This is a genomic window from Streptomyces sp. NPDC086989 (assembly GCF_044745505.1).
Taxonomy (GTDB): domain Bacteria; phylum Actinomycetota; class Actinomycetes; order Streptomycetales; family Streptomycetaceae; genus Streptomyces.
This window is the reverse complement of the sequence record NZ_JBIVAL010000010.1, coordinates 57,035-70,078: the sequence shown is the minus strand read 5'-3', so window position 1 is coordinate 70,078 and position 13,044 is coordinate 57,035. Positions and strand designations below refer to the sequence as shown.

Annotated in this window: 10 protein-coding genes; 5 read left to right on the top strand and 5 right to left on the bottom strand. The window is 74.4% G+C overall.

The genetic code is table 11. The features are described from left to right. Nucleotides 1-7: 7 nt before the first annotated feature. The gene (locus tag ACIPK4_RS24390; protein ID WP_402315899.1) at nt 8-817 is read right to left on the bottom strand and encodes an SGNH/GDSL hydrolase family protein; all 810 of its coding nucleotides are present in this window, start codon (nt 815-817) and stop codon (nt 8-10) included. Nucleotides 818-1,063: 246 nt separating this feature from the next. On the opposite strand from ACIPK4_RS24390, the gene ACIPK4_RS24385 reads away from it, so the two are divergent. Both ACIPK4_RS24385 and ACIPK4_RS24380 read left to right on the top strand, forming a co-directional pair. Beyond that, nucleotides 1,064-2,164 carry a DUF5925 domain-containing protein gene (locus ACIPK4_RS24385; RefSeq protein WP_402315898.1) on the top strand — a complete coding sequence of 367 codons (1,101 nt, stop codon included), beginning with the start codon at nt 1,064-1,066 and terminating at the stop codon, nt 2,162-2,164. 109 nt (nt 2,165-2,273) lie between these two features. Further along, entirely contained in the window at nt 2,274-2,810 is a 537-nt protein-coding gene (locus ACIPK4_RS24380; RefSeq protein ID WP_402315897.1) for an FABP family protein, read from the top strand. 192 nt (nt 2,811-3,002) lie between these two features. Here the strand turns inward: ACIPK4_RS24380 and ACIPK4_RS24375 are convergent, their stop codons facing one another. After that, the gene (locus ACIPK4_RS24375) at nt 3,003-3,389 is read right to left on the bottom strand and encodes a GntR family transcriptional regulator (RefSeq protein WP_402315895.1); all 387 of its coding nucleotides are present in this window, start codon (nt 3,387-3,389) and stop codon (nt 3,003-3,005) included. A gap of 289 nt (nt 3,390-3,678) precedes the next feature. On the opposite strand from ACIPK4_RS24375, the gene ACIPK4_RS24370 reads away from it, so the two are divergent. Next, complete coding sequence (locus ACIPK4_RS24370; RefSeq protein WP_402315893.1) at nt 3,679-4,698, top strand: lytic polysaccharide monooxygenase; 1,020 nt, start codon at nt 3,679-3,681, stop codon at nt 4,696-4,698. Between the two features lie 34 nt (nt 4,699-4,732). Here ACIPK4_RS24370 and ACIPK4_RS24365 read toward each other — a convergent pair whose 3' ends face one another. Then, entirely contained in the window at nt 4,733-5,599 is an 867-nt protein-coding gene (locus tag ACIPK4_RS24365) for an esterase/lipase family protein (RefSeq protein ID WP_402315891.1), read from the bottom strand. A gap of 229 nt (nt 5,600-5,828) precedes the next feature. On the opposite strand from ACIPK4_RS24365, the gene ACIPK4_RS24360 reads away from it, so the two are divergent. Then, the gene (locus ACIPK4_RS24360; protein ID WP_402315889.1) at nt 5,829-6,953 is read left to right on the top strand and encodes an acyl-CoA dehydrogenase; all 1,125 of its coding nucleotides are present in this window, start codon (nt 5,829-5,831) and stop codon (nt 6,951-6,953) included. Nucleotides 6,954-7,020: 67 nt separating this feature from the next. Here ACIPK4_RS24360 and ACIPK4_RS24355 read toward each other — a convergent pair whose 3' ends face one another. Both ACIPK4_RS24355 and ACIPK4_RS24350 read right to left on the bottom strand, forming a co-directional pair. Continuing rightward, nucleotides 7,021-8,010: a hypothetical protein gene (locus ACIPK4_RS24355; protein ID WP_402315887.1), complete on the bottom strand. Its 990-nt coding sequence runs from the start codon at nt 8,008-8,010 to the stop codon at nt 7,021-7,023. Next, entirely contained in the window at nt 8,007-11,612 is a 3,606-nt protein-coding gene (locus ACIPK4_RS24350) for a DNA polymerase III subunit alpha (protein WP_402315885.1), read from the bottom strand. The genes ACIPK4_RS24355 and ACIPK4_RS24350 overlap by 4 nt, the downstream gene beginning before the upstream one ends. 220 nt (nt 11,613-11,832) lie before the next feature. Here ACIPK4_RS24350 and ACIPK4_RS24345 point away from each other — a divergent pair, with 220 nt between their 5' ends. Further along, on the top strand, nt 11,833-12,945 hold the full coding sequence (locus tag ACIPK4_RS24345; RefSeq protein WP_402315883.1) for a DUF3533 domain-containing protein: 1,113 nt from the start codon (nt 11,833-11,835) through the stop codon (nt 12,943-12,945). The last annotated feature ends 99 nt before the right edge of the window (nt 12,946-13,044 follow it).

Below are 13,044 nucleotides of genomic sequence, written 5' to 3'. Positions count from 1 at the left end.
GCCGGGATCAGGCGGCGTTGGTGAAGGCGGGCAGGTAGCCGCCGGACTGTCCGGCGGCGGTGGGGTGGTACGACTCGGTGATGTTGAGCCAGTTGACGCTGTGCAGCCATGCGTCGCCGGAGCAGATCTCGTGGCCGGTGAAGGCACCGGCCACGGAGGCGAAGGTGAATCCGTGGTCGGCCGCGCGTTTGGCGATGGCGGCGTTCAGGTAGTCGGCCGCACCGTTGATGGCGGAGCGCTCGCCCTCGGTGAGGCCGGTGACGCAGTTTCCGCTCAGCTTGTAGAAGCGGGGATAGCCGAGGACGACGACGTGAGCGCCGGGTGCCCGGCCGTGGATCGCGTCGTAGACCTGGTCGAGCTGGCCGGGGAGGGTGGAGTCGACGTACGCCTTGGCCTGGTTGACGCGGTTGACGCACGTGGACTCGGACTGGAGCACACAGGTCGTCATGACGTCGGAGAATCCGGCGTCGTTGCCGCCGATGGTGATGCTGACCAGATCGGTGCCGGAGTTCAGCGGGCCGAGCTGGCCGGAGAGGACGTCACCCGTACGGGCGCCGGAGCAGGCGGTGAAGGAGAAGGTCTGCGGGGAGTGGGCGGTGGCCCACAGGGCCGGGTAGGCGCGGGAGGTGCGCTTGCAGTTGCCGCTCCCGCTGTCGTAGTTGCCGGCGCCCACGCCGGAGGAGTACGAGTCGCCGAGGGCGACGTAGCCGAAGTCGGCCGTGGCGGCGGCCGCTTGTCCGGCGCCGCACAGGGCGGCGCCCGCGGCGAGTAACAGGGAGGAGGCCAGGGCGGCGAGGCGCGACGTCTTCGTGCTCATGTGTGCGGCTCCTTGTGGGGGGAGGTACACGGGGGTTACTCGGGGATTACTCGGGGATTACTCGGGGGTTACTCCTGAGTCCGTGGTACTGGGAGCCGGGCGTGGCCGGAAGTGTTCATGCCAAGAATTTTCGGCGCGGAGTTGCGAGCCGAATCTTCACCACCGGCACGTTTGAAGAGGGAGCCCGGGCACCGATCCGGCGAAACACGGGTGCACGCGGCCACTTCGTGCCGGATCATGGGCGCCATGCCAGCCAACCCGCAGGACGCGCTGCCGATCCGGCTCAACGTCGACGACAGCGATTCACCGTCGGATGTCGTGGACGCGCTGTTCCTCGGCCGGTTCGCCTCCGGCGAGCAGCCGTACTCGCACAGCGTGACGATCGAACGGGTGAAGGCGGAGGCGACGCTGCTGCCGCCCGAGGCCACCGTGCTGCGCTCGGCTCGCGACTCCGACCGCAGCGCCACCCTCGCGGAGGGCCAGGGCTGGACGATGCTCGTCTCCCGCTGGAGCCGCGGTGCGGACGTCACGGTGACGGCGGTCAGCGACGAACTCGCCGCCGGCGTGCTCGGCAAGGCCACGGACGGGGCGCAGGACGAGCCCGAACCGCAGCCTTCGAGCGTCACGATGGGGTTCTGGTACGTCTCCCCGCGCCGCGGCCCGTACCGGACGACCCGCCAGATCGCCGCCGGGACCTGGGCCGAGGTGCGGCCGAACTACACGGCCCCGGTGGCCTCGGCGATGGACCGGCTGATGAAGGTGACCCCGGACGACATCGCGGGACGGCTGCTCCTGCTGCACGGTCCGCCGGGCACCGGGAAGACCTCCGCGCTGCGGACGCTGGCCCGCTCGTGGCGGGACTGGTGCCAGGTGGACTGCGTCCTGGACCCGGAGCGGCTGTTCAACGACGTGGGCTACCTGATGGACATCGCGATCGGCGAGGACGAGGGCACGGCGAAGGGACGCTGGCGGCTGCTCCTGCTGGAGGACTGCGACGAGCTGATCCGCGGCGAGGCCCGGCACACGGCCGGCCAGGCGCTGTCGCGGCTGCTGAACCTGACGGACGGGCTGCTGGGGCAGGGCCGCAACGTGCTGGTCGGGGTGACCACGAACGAGGACCTGGAACGGCTCCACCCGGCGGTGGTCCGGCCGGGCCGCTGTCTGGCCCGCATCGAGGTAGGCCGGCTGACGCACGGCGAGGCGGTGGACTGGCTGGGCACGGACGAGGGGATCTCGCGCGAGGGGGCGACGCTGGCCGAACTGTTCGCGCTGCGGCGGGGCGCGGGCCCGGCGTCCCTGCTGCCGCCGCAGGGCGGGCACGACTCGGAGGCGGGCCTGTACCTGTAGCCGGCGGGCGGGGGCCGTGGGCGGGGCGAGCGCGGGCCGGGACCCGGCGCCGACGACAATGGGCCCGGCCCGGGCGGAGTCCCGGGGGACACCGAACAGGAGCGTGCACGTGCCCGGACCGGCGCAGGAGAACCCGTACCCCGACAGCCAGGCCCTCGGCGAGGGCCCGGAGCCGCACCCGCAGCTGAAGCCGGTCCTGCACCTGCTGGGCCGCTGGCACGGCAGCGGCGCGGGCGAGTACCCGACGCTGGAGCAGGGCTTCCGGTACGAGCAGGAGATCACCTTCAGCCACGACGGCAGGCCGTTCCTGCGCTACGAGTCACGCGCCTGGCTGGTCGACGGGTCCGGCACGGCCCTGCGCCCCTCGGGGCGGGAATCCGGCTGGTGGCGCATCCTGCCCGACGCCTCGGTGGAAGTGGTCCTCGCACACCCGACCGGCATCGTGGAGACGTACGTCGGCCGGGTGTCGGGGACGGACGTCGACATGGCCACCGACACCGTGGCCTGCACCCCGAAGGCCAAGGAGGTCACCGCCATGCGGCGCCGGTACGCCCTCGACGAGGGGGAACTGACGGTCGACCAGGACATGGCGGCGATGGGACAGCCCCTCACCCACCACCTCCGGGCGCGACTGCGGCGGGGCTAAGGGCTGTTCCGGCTTTCCCAGCAGGTACCGCCCAGTGCTGTGGCCGGAAAGGTTTGCCGGTTCACGGCGTCCGGTGCGGTGCATCGCAAGGCGGAGGGCCGCAGCTCGTACTCGCCGTACTCGCGCGGTCCGACAACGCAGCGAGGTGCCGTGCCGGGCGTCGCGAGGCGGTGAACCCCTCCGGTCACAGCACTAGTTGCCGTAGCGGGCGCGCAGGGCGTCCAGGGCGGCCGCCGTGGCCTCGTCGAAGCTCAGGCCCAGCCGCTTCGCGCGTTCCGCGTAGGCCTGCGCGGCGGAGGCCGCCTCCCGGGCGGCCCCCTCGCCGGCGGCGGCGATGAAGGTCCCGTTCCGTCCCCGCGTCTCGACGACCCCGTCGCCCTCCAGGGCCCGGTAGGCCTTCGCGACCGTGTTCGCCGCCAGCCCCAGCTCCTCCGCGAGCCCGCGCACCGTCGGCAGCTTGTACCCGACCGGCAGGTCACCCGCCCGCGCGGCCTCGGCGATCTGGGCGCGCAGCTGCTCGTAGGGGGCGGGCGCTCCGGCCGCGCCGTCGATCCGGATCTTCAGGTTCGTCGAGGTCACCCGGGGATTCTCCCCCATCGCGCACGCTCCCCGGGCCCGCCCGGGGCGATCTCGTCCGGGCGTCCGGAACCCGCCACCTGAGCCCCTTCCTATGCCCGCCTTAAGCGGAGCCTAAGGATCTTCGTGAGGGCCTGGAAAGGGGTGGGGGGCGGGGCGTGTGGGGCTAGCTTGGCGGAGCCGAGGAGGGCACGGGGCGGCGTCGAACCCACGGGGGGCGGCGCCGCCCGGCCCGGTCCCGGCGCACCGACGACCGCGGTGCCCCCGTCGCCGCTCCGAAGGAGATCCGTCCATGCCCGCACGCCGCCGTACCGTGACCCGTATCGCCACAGCCGCCCTCGCCCCGCTCGCGGTGGCCGCGTACGCCGCCGCACCGGCGGCCGCCCACGGCTCGATGACGGATCCGGTCAGCCGGGTGGCGGCCTGCTACGCGGAGGGGCCGGAGTCGCCGAAGTCGGCGGCCTGCAAGGCGGCGGTGGCGGCGAGCGGCACGCAGGCGTTCTACGACTGGAACGCGGTGAACATCGCCAACGCGGCCGGCAACCACCGGTCGTTGATCCCGAACGGCCAGCTCTGTTCCGCCGGCAACGACAAGTACCGGGGCCTGGACCTGGCCCGCGCCGACTGGCCGGCGAGCCCGATGACCGCGGGCGAGCACACCTTCCGGTACAAGGGGACCGCCCCGCACAAGGGCTCCTTCGAGCTGTACGTCACGAAGGACGGCTACGACCCCTCCAAGCCGCTGAAGTGGTCGGACCTGGAGCCGGCGCCCTTCGCAAAGGTCACCGACCCGGCCATGCGGAACGGGGACTACGTCTTCTCCGGCAGTGTGCCGGAGAAGTCCGGGCGGCACCTGATCTACAGCATCTGGCAGCGCTCGGACAGCCCGGAGGCCTTCTACACCTGCTCGGACGTGGTGTTCGGCGAGAACGACGGCGGCAATGCGGGCACCGGTGCGACCGCCGGGACCGGGACCGCCCCGAGCACGAAGCCGAGCACGAGGCCGAGCGCCAAGCCGAGCGCCCGGCCCTCGGCGCCCAAGGCCCCGACGGACCAGCAGATCGCGGACGGGGAGAGCAGGTCCAGCGTGGAGCACCACGGCCACGGCGACAACGACCCGAAGACGAACGGCAGCACCGCTCTCGCGCCGGTGCCGTCGGACTCCCCGGCGGGCACCGGCCTCGCCGCGACGGGCGGCAGCGCCGCCACCCCGCTGATCGCGATCGCCGGGGCGGGCGTACTGGCCCTCGGGGCGGCCGTGCTGTTCGGCGTGGCCCGACGCCGTGCGACGACGCCGGGCCGCGGCCTCTAGGTCGTGTCGTAGGAGTACCGCCTGCGCGTCGGCGTCATTGGAAGACCGATGCGCAGGTGGTCGGGGTGGCGTGCGCCGGGTCGAGGGAGTTGAGCGCCTCGTGCCAGGCGATCCGGTCGGTGAGTCCGATGGCGACGTGCTCGGAGAGGTCCAGCGGACACAGGTCCTGGAGCACGACGTTGCGCACGTGGGAGCCGGCGCCCTGGAGGAACGCGCTCCGGTAGGGCGTGACGACCTCGTCGTACTTGGTCGCGATGACCGTGTACCGCACCCCGGGCACGGTGTCCCCGCCCGCGTTCAGTTTGGTCACGAACGCCGATCCGGCGATCTGGTCGGCCAGTCCCGGGGTCGCGGAGCTGATCAGGTCCTCGGCCCCGGGGAAGTACGGGAGCAGCTGGGTGAGCCCGTCCAGGGTGGTGCCGTGGTTGTCGGGGGCGAGCCCGATCAGGGCGTTGACCTTGGGAGCGCCGCCGAGGAACTTGAGGTAGTAGTTCGGCATCATGCCGCCCTGCGAGTGGCCGACGATGTCCGTCTTGGCGGCTCCGGTGGAGGCCAGCACCTTGTCGACGAACACGCTCAGCTGTCCGGCCGACGCGTCGATGGGGCCGAGCCCGTTGAAGAGGGGTACGCCGGGCAGTTGCCCGTAGTCGAGGGAGTAGACGCAGTACCCGCGGTGGACGAGGTACGGCGCGAAGCCGAGCCAGTTGTCCACCGAGTTCCCGAAGGTGCCGTGGACGAGCACGACGGGGCGGGGATGGGCGGCGGAGGGCTTGCACGACCAGTCGTTCCAGCCGCTGCTGGGCGCGGACGCGGCCTGCGCGGCGCCGGTGGGGGCGACGAGGGCGGCAGCGGTGAGGGTGAGGACGGCCAGCGGGCGGAGCAGGCGTCGCCAAGGCAGCATCGGGTGATCTCCTTGCGGGTCAGGGAAATACGTGGGGGTTCGTCCCGTGATCCGGATCACAAGGGGGCTGCGTTCCCGCCAAATTACGGGCGGGTAGCAAAACTGGGAAGTTACGCGTCAGTAAAAAATGCGTGTCGGCGCCCGCTCCCGCGCACCCCCGCGACAATGGAGTCCCCTTCTTCCTGAGGTGAGTGATCGGATGCAGTGGGCTCCGGGGGCGGGAACGGCCTTGGCCACTCCGCCCGACCTGGCCGCCGACCCGCTCGTTGCCGCGGTCACCGCTCTCGCCGTGGGTGTGCTCGGGCCCGTCGCGGAGGAGACCGCCCAGGAGGGCGTGCCCCGTAGACACCTCGACGCCCTCGCCCGCTGCGGCGCGTACGGGGCGCTCGGCCACGCCACCGCTCCCGGAAGCGGACTGACCACTCGTCAAGTGGTCCGCGAGGTGCACGAGTTGCTGTCCGCGGCGGACCCCTCCACCTGGTTCGTCCACACGCAGCACTTCGGCCTGGTGAAGGGGCTTCAGGGGGCCACCGGCCCGGAGGCCGACGCACTGCGCGAGCGGTGGTCCGCCGACCTCGCCTCGGGGACCAGGCGCGGCACGGCCGGTTTCGCATTCCTGCGGCACGCCCGGCCGCCCGTCACCGCGGAGCCGGTCGCCGGCGGATGGCGGCTGCGCGGCCGGGTGCCGTGGATGACCGGCTGGGGCCTCTCCGACGTGGTGTACCTCGGCGCCCTGGCACCGGACGACCGGGTGCTGTTCGCCGCGGTGGACTGCGGGCCCGACGGGGATCCTGGGCTGGTCGCGGCCGGATCTGCGCCGCTGTGGGCGATGAACGGCACCCACACGGTGGCGGTGGAGGTCCGCGACGTGCTCGTGGCGCCGGACGCGGTGGTCTGCGTACAGCCCCGGACGGAATGGGCCCGTGCCTACGACCTGGAGAACGCGAACGCCCACCCCGCCGTGTTCGGGCACGTGCGCGCCGCGGCCGATTTCCTGCTGCGGTCGGCCCCCGCCGCCGGCGCCGCGTACGAGGAGCTCGGCCTGCGGGTCGCACAGGACGCCGCCCGGCTGCGCGCCGAGGCCTACGCACTGCGCGACGAACTCCCGCCGCAGGAGCGGGTCGGGGACCGGCTGGCGCTGCGGGCCGCCGTCCTCGAACTCGGCGTACGGGCGGCCACCGCGTGCGTCGCCGCGACGGGCGGCCGGGCCGTGTCGTACGGGAACACCGCCGGGCGCCTCGCCCGCGAGGCGCAGTTCCACCTGATCCAGGCCCAGACCTCCGGACTGCGCACCGAGATGGCCCGGCTCCTGCTGGGCGGCCCGCCGGACCGCCGGACCCTGCCGTCGGGCTAGGTCGTGTCGTCAAAGTCCCGTCTGACCGGCGGGGCCTGGTACGCACGCTCCCTAGCCCCGCTCCCGCTCAGGCCGCCCTGTGGAAGGTGGCGGCCGGGCGGACCGTGCCCGGGCCGAAGCGGGCGTTCGCCCTGTCGATGGCCGCCTCCACCGTCAGGCGGGCTTCGCGGACCGGGTCCAGGGAGATCTGCCGGGCCGCCCGCTCGGCACCCGTGAGGTCCTCGGCGCGCAGCACCATGCCGGTCAGCCTGGCCCGTTGCAGCCCGGCCGCGTCCAGCAGGCGGTAGGCCGCGGCCCGCAGGTCCTCGTCGTGCCCGGACGCCTCCGGGAGCCGCCGGGCCCGCTCCCAGCGGGTGCCCCCGGCGAACTGCAGCGTCAGCGACAGGGACCGGGCTGCCTGGCGGCGGCCGCGCAGCACCGCGCCGAGGCGGACCACCAGGCCGAGGAGCACGGCCCGGGCGTGCGGGCCGTCGAGTTCGTGCCGGGTGAAGCCGCTGCGGACGGCGGCCGACGCGGGCAGGTCCTTCGGGGTGACGGGGCGCGGGTCGATACCGCGGGCGCGCTCCGCCGCCAGCCGGCCCGCCCGCTGCCCCAGGATCCGTTCGACGGTGCCCGGGGAGACGGCCGCGACCGCGCCGACCGTGTGCAGCCCGTACCCGCGCAGCGCCTCCGCCTGTTTGGGGCCGATGCCGTGCAGGGCCTCCACCGGCAGCGGCCCGAGGAAGGCGTCCGCCGCACCCTCGGGCACGGCCAGGACACCGCCGGGCCCGGCCACCCGGGCGGAGGCCGTCGCCGCCACCGCCCAGGTCCCGGCGACGCCGATCCGCACGTCGGTGCCGAGCCGGGCGAGTGCGCGCAGCCGCACCAGCTCGGCGATCCGGCAGGCGTCCGCGCCGAAGTACCGCCGGGCGCCGCGTACGTGCACCAGCGCCGCCCGGGGCGGCAGGGCCTGTACCGTCGGGGAGAACTCCCGCAGCAGTTCCAGCACTTCGCGGTAGCCCTCCTCGGTCAGGGCCGCGGCGCACCGTACGTGCAGGACGCCGTTGGCCGGGGTCATCCCGCGCTCCCCGGGCTGGAGTGCCACAGCTTGCGGCCGGTCGCGGCGCGGTCGCCGGCCGGCTGGAGGTCGGCCCACGGGTTCATCTCGTACCCGGTGGGCAGGTGGATGCGGCGCCCGGAGCCGGTGGTGTCAGAGGGTTCCCCCGCGCCGGGCAGCGGCTCCGCCAGGCGGGCCGCGACCGCGTCCAGGCCGCCCGCGGCCCGCAGTTCCACCAGCTCCGCCAGGTCCCAGGCGGCCTCGCCGACCACGCTCAGGCTCTGCGGTCCGCGCCGCTGGACGACACCCCGCACCAGCAGCAGGAACGAGTGGAAGACGGTGTGCGCGCACGCCTCGTGGCTGTCGTCGAAGAAGGCCAGGTCGACCAGGCCCGTCCCGTCGTCCAGGGTGGTGAAGATGACACGCCTCCCGGAGCGGATCGGCGGGGTCTGGGTGGCCGCCTTGGCTCCCGCGACCAGTACCGTCCGGCCGTGCTCGATCTCGCGCAGCCTGCGGGCCGGGACCGCCCCCAGCTCCGCGAGGAAGGCGTGGTGGTCCCCCATCAGGTGCCGCGAGGTGTCCATGCCGAGCACGCCCAGCTCCGCGCTGAGCCGCTCCGCCTCGTTCAGGTCGGGCAGGCCGGCCGGGGCCGTCGCCCGGCCGCCGTCCAGCGGGAGCTGGACACTGCCCGGGCGGGCCCCCGCCGACCTGTGGGCACCGTGCAGTTCGGCCACGTGCAGCAGCAGGTCGCGCCGGTTGGCGCCGAAGGCGTCCAGCGCCCCGACCTGGGCGAGCCGCTGTGCGACCGGCCGCCCGGGGTGTGCCCGGTCCCAGAAGTCGCGCAGCGACACGTACGGTTGTCCGTCCTCGATCCGGCGGGCCTCCGCCTCGCTGATGCCGTGGACGTCGGCCAGGGCCAGCCGGAGCCCCCATACCGGAGGAACCTCCACCTCGGACACCAGTTCGATGCGGTGGGCCACGGCCGAGCGGTTCACGTCCAGCGGCAGCACCGGCACGCCCCGGCGTCGCGCATCCGCCAGCAGCAGCCGCTTCGGGTACATCCCCGGGTCGTGCGTGAGCAGCCCGGCGTAGAACGCGGCCGGATGGTGGGCCTTGAGCCAGGCCGACTGGTACGTCGGCACGGCGAAGGCCACCGCGTGCGCCTTGCAGAAGCCGTACGAGCCGAACGCCTCGACGATCTCCCAGGTCCGGCCGATCACCTCGGGCGAGTAGCCCCGTTCACCGGCCTTCGCAGCGAACCACACCTTGATCCGCGCCTGCGAATCGGGGTCGGAGAGCCCGCGCCGCACCCGGTCCGCCTCGTCGCGTCCGCAGCCGGTCATGACGTGCACGATCTCGATGATCTGCTCGTGGAAGACCACCACCCCGTACGTCTCGCGCAGCGCGTCCGCCAGGTCCTCGTGCGGGTAGCGGACCGGGGCCCGCCCGTGCCGCGCCTCGATGAACGGCCGCACCATGTCGGCGGCGACCGGGCCGGGCCGGAACAGCGAGATGTCGACGACCAGGTCGTGGAAGGTCGACGGCTGGAGCCGGCCCACCAGGTCGCGCTGGCCCGGCGACTCGATCTGGAAGCAGCCCAGCGTCTCGGCCGAGCGGATCAGCTCGTACGTCGGCCCGTCGCCCGGCGGCACCTGCGCCGGGTCGTCCAGGTCGAGCTCCTCCCCCGTACCGCGCCGGATCTCCGCGACGGCGTGCGCCATCGCGGACTGCATCCGCACGCCCAGCACGTCGAGTTTGAGCAGCCCGAGCTCCTCCACGTCGTCCTTGTCGAACTGGGACATCGGGAAGCCCTCGCCGCTGGTGGGCACCACGGGGGTGCGGGCGAGCAGCGAGGCGTCGGAGAGCAGCACCCCGCACGGGTGCATGGCGGTCCCGCGCGGCAGCGCGTCCAGCGCCTCGACGAGCTCCCACAGCCGCCCGTGCTCCTCCCCCCGTACGTCGCGCAGCTCGGGGAGTTCGGCCAGGGCGGCGCGGGCGTCGCGGGCCCGGATGTGCGGGAAGGCCTTGGCGAGCCGGTCGACGGTGGCCGGGTCCATGGACAGGGCGGCGCCGACGTCGCGGACGGCGTGCCGGACCCGGTAGGTCTCGGGCATGGAGACGGTGGCGACCCGCTCGGTGCCGAAGCGGTCCATGATCCGCCGGTAGACCTCCAGCCGGCGGGCGGACTCCACGTCGATGTCGATGTCGGGCAGGACGTGGCGGCGCTTGGACAGGAAGCGCTCCATCAGCAGGCCCTGCTCGACGGGGTCCGCGTGGGCGATGCCGAGGAGGTGGTTGACGAGGGAGCCGGCGCCGGAGCCGCGGGCGGCCACCCGGATGCCCATCGCGCGTACGTCGTCCACGACCTGGGCGACCGTCAGGAAGTACGAGGCGTATCCGTGGTAGGCGATGATGTCCAGCTCGTGGTGCATCCGCTCCCAGTACGCAGGGTCGTCGGCGTACCCGCGCAGCACCATGCCGGCGGAGGCCCGGGAGGCCAGGACCCGCTGGGCGGTGCGGTGGGCCGCGCCGACGAGGTGGGCCTCGGGGAAGTGCACGGAGCCCATGCCGAGGTCGTCCTCGGGGTCCACCGCGCAGGCCTCGGCGGTGCGCCGGGTCTCCGCGAGCAGCCGGCGCGCGTCGGCGGGGCCGAGGCCCGCGGCCCGGGCGATGCGGTCGGCGGCCCCGGCCATGGCGGCGGGGGCCTTGAGCCAGCGTTCGCCGCTGTCGAGGGGGCCCCGGGGGTCGACGGGGACGAGGCGGCGGGCCGAGTCGAGGACGTCGGCGACCGGGCCCTGGCCGGCATCGGCGTACCGGACGGCGTTGGTGAGCACGGCCCGGACGCCCTGCTCGGCGGCGAAGCCGACGGTACGGGCGGCCAGGCGCAGCGAGCCGGGGCCGGTGCCGGTGCGGCCGTGGTCGACGGCCTCCAGACGCAGGGAGTCCCCGTAGACCTCCCGCCAGGGTGCGAGCAGCCGCACGGCCCGGTCCGGCCGCCCGGCGGCCAGCGCCCGCCCCACTTCGGATCCGGGCCCGAGCAGGACGTACACGGATTCGCCGCGCAGGGCGTTCCAGGTCAGCGCGGGCTGTGCACCGGAGCCGCGGACGGCAGCGGACACGGGTGCCCGTCCGGGTGCGGGCTGTGCACCGGAGCCGCCCGGGCCCTGGGGGCCCTCGGAGCCCTCGGGGTCCCCGGCGGCGACCCCGTCGTCGGCCGCGTGGGCCGCGGTGACCATGCGGCACAGCTCGGCCCAGCCGGCGGCGCCGTCCCGGGCCAGGAAGACGGCCCGCGGGGCGGACTCGTCGAGGAAGGCGCCGCCGCGCACCGGGGTCCGTCGCCGCTGGGAGGCCTCCTGGGCGCCCGCGCGGGAGCCCGCTGCCGCGGCACCGCCGGTCGCCTCCGCGGCGTGGGGCACGGCCAGGTCGACCCCGAACAGCGGCCGGATCCCGGCCTTCGCGCAGGCCTTCGCGAACCGCACCGCACCCGCGAGGGTGTCGCGGTCGGTCAGGGCGAGGGCGTCCATGCCCCGCTCGGCGGCACGCTCCGCCAGCCGTTCGGGGTGTGAGCCTCCGTAGCGCACGGAGAACCCCGAAACGGTGTGCAGATGCGTAAAACCGGGCACCCGCGGCCTCCTGCTTCGATCGATGGAACACCTCCCCCGTCTCCACCATAGAGCAATTCGAATATCCGTGCGAAACATTCGTTCGATTGCCGAGCGGGCACCTGGAGCCGCCCCGGGGCCATCCACGCGCCGCGCGCAGGCCGCCCGCGTGCCGCCCGACCGTCATCCGTTCGGCCCGCCCCTGCTGCGTCCCGCCCCCCGTACGCCGAGCGTGTGAGGCATGACCCAGCCCACGTCCCCGTCCCCGCCCACGTCCCCGTCCCCGCCTGCCGGGTTCCTCGCCGAGGTCAAGGACGCCGTGACCGTTCGGGCCGCCCTGCTGCTCGTGGGGGTACTGGCCCTCCAGCTCGCCTTCATCACCTCGTACATCGGGGCCTTCCACCGGCCCCAGCCCAGCGAGATCCCCCTCGCCGTGGCCGCCCCCGTCCGGCAGGTCGCGGAGCAGTCCGCCCGGCAGCTCGCCGATCTGCCGGGCAAACCGCTCGACCCGCACGCGGTGCAGGACGAGGCCGCCGCGAAGGCGGAGGTCGAGAACCGGGAGGCGGACGGGGCGCTGGTCATCGACCCGGCCGGGACGACCGACCGGCTGCTGGTCGCGAGCGGCGCGGGCGCCTCGCTCTCACAGGCCCTCGAACTGGTCGTCGGCCGGGTCGAGAAGGCCCGGGGCCGCAGCGTCCGCGTCGTCGACGTGGCCCCGGCCGCCGCGGGCGACGCACGCGGCCTGAGCGCCTTCTACCTCGTCATCGGCTGGTGCGTCGGCGGCTACCTGTGCGCCGCGATCCTCGCGATCAGCGCCGGCGCCCGGCCCGCCAACCCCCACCGCGCCTTCATCCGGCTCGGCACGCTGCTGCTGTACGCGATCGCCGCCGGGCTGCTCGGCACGGTCATCGCGGGCCCGGTCCTGGACGCGCTGCCCGGCGACATCATGCCCCTGTGGGGGCTGGGCACCCTCGTCGTCTTCGCGGTCGGGGCGATCACCCTGGCCTTCCAGGGGCTGGCGGGCGTGGTCGGCATCGGCCTGGCGATCCTGCTGGTGGTGGTGCTCGGCAACCCGAGCGCGGGCGGAGCCTACCCGTATCCGCTGCTGCCGCCGTTCTGGCGGGCCCTCGGCCCGGCCCTGCCGCCGGGCGCGGGCACGTACGCCGCGCGCTCGATCGCGTACTTCAAGGGCAACGCCGCGGCCGGGCCGATGCTGGTGCTGGCCGCCTGGGCGGTGCTCGGCTCCGCCGTCACCGTGGCCTGCGCGGTCTTCCGCCGGGGCCGCCCGGGGGCGGCGGTGGGCGCCGGGCTCCCGGACGACGCTGCCGCGGCCCGGGGCCCGGCCGGGCCATGACCACCCCGGTGGCGGGAGCCGCGATCACCACCCTGGCGGTCGAGAACCACCACTCCCTGCGCCGGCTCACCGTAGCGACCGGAGCCGACGGGACCGGTA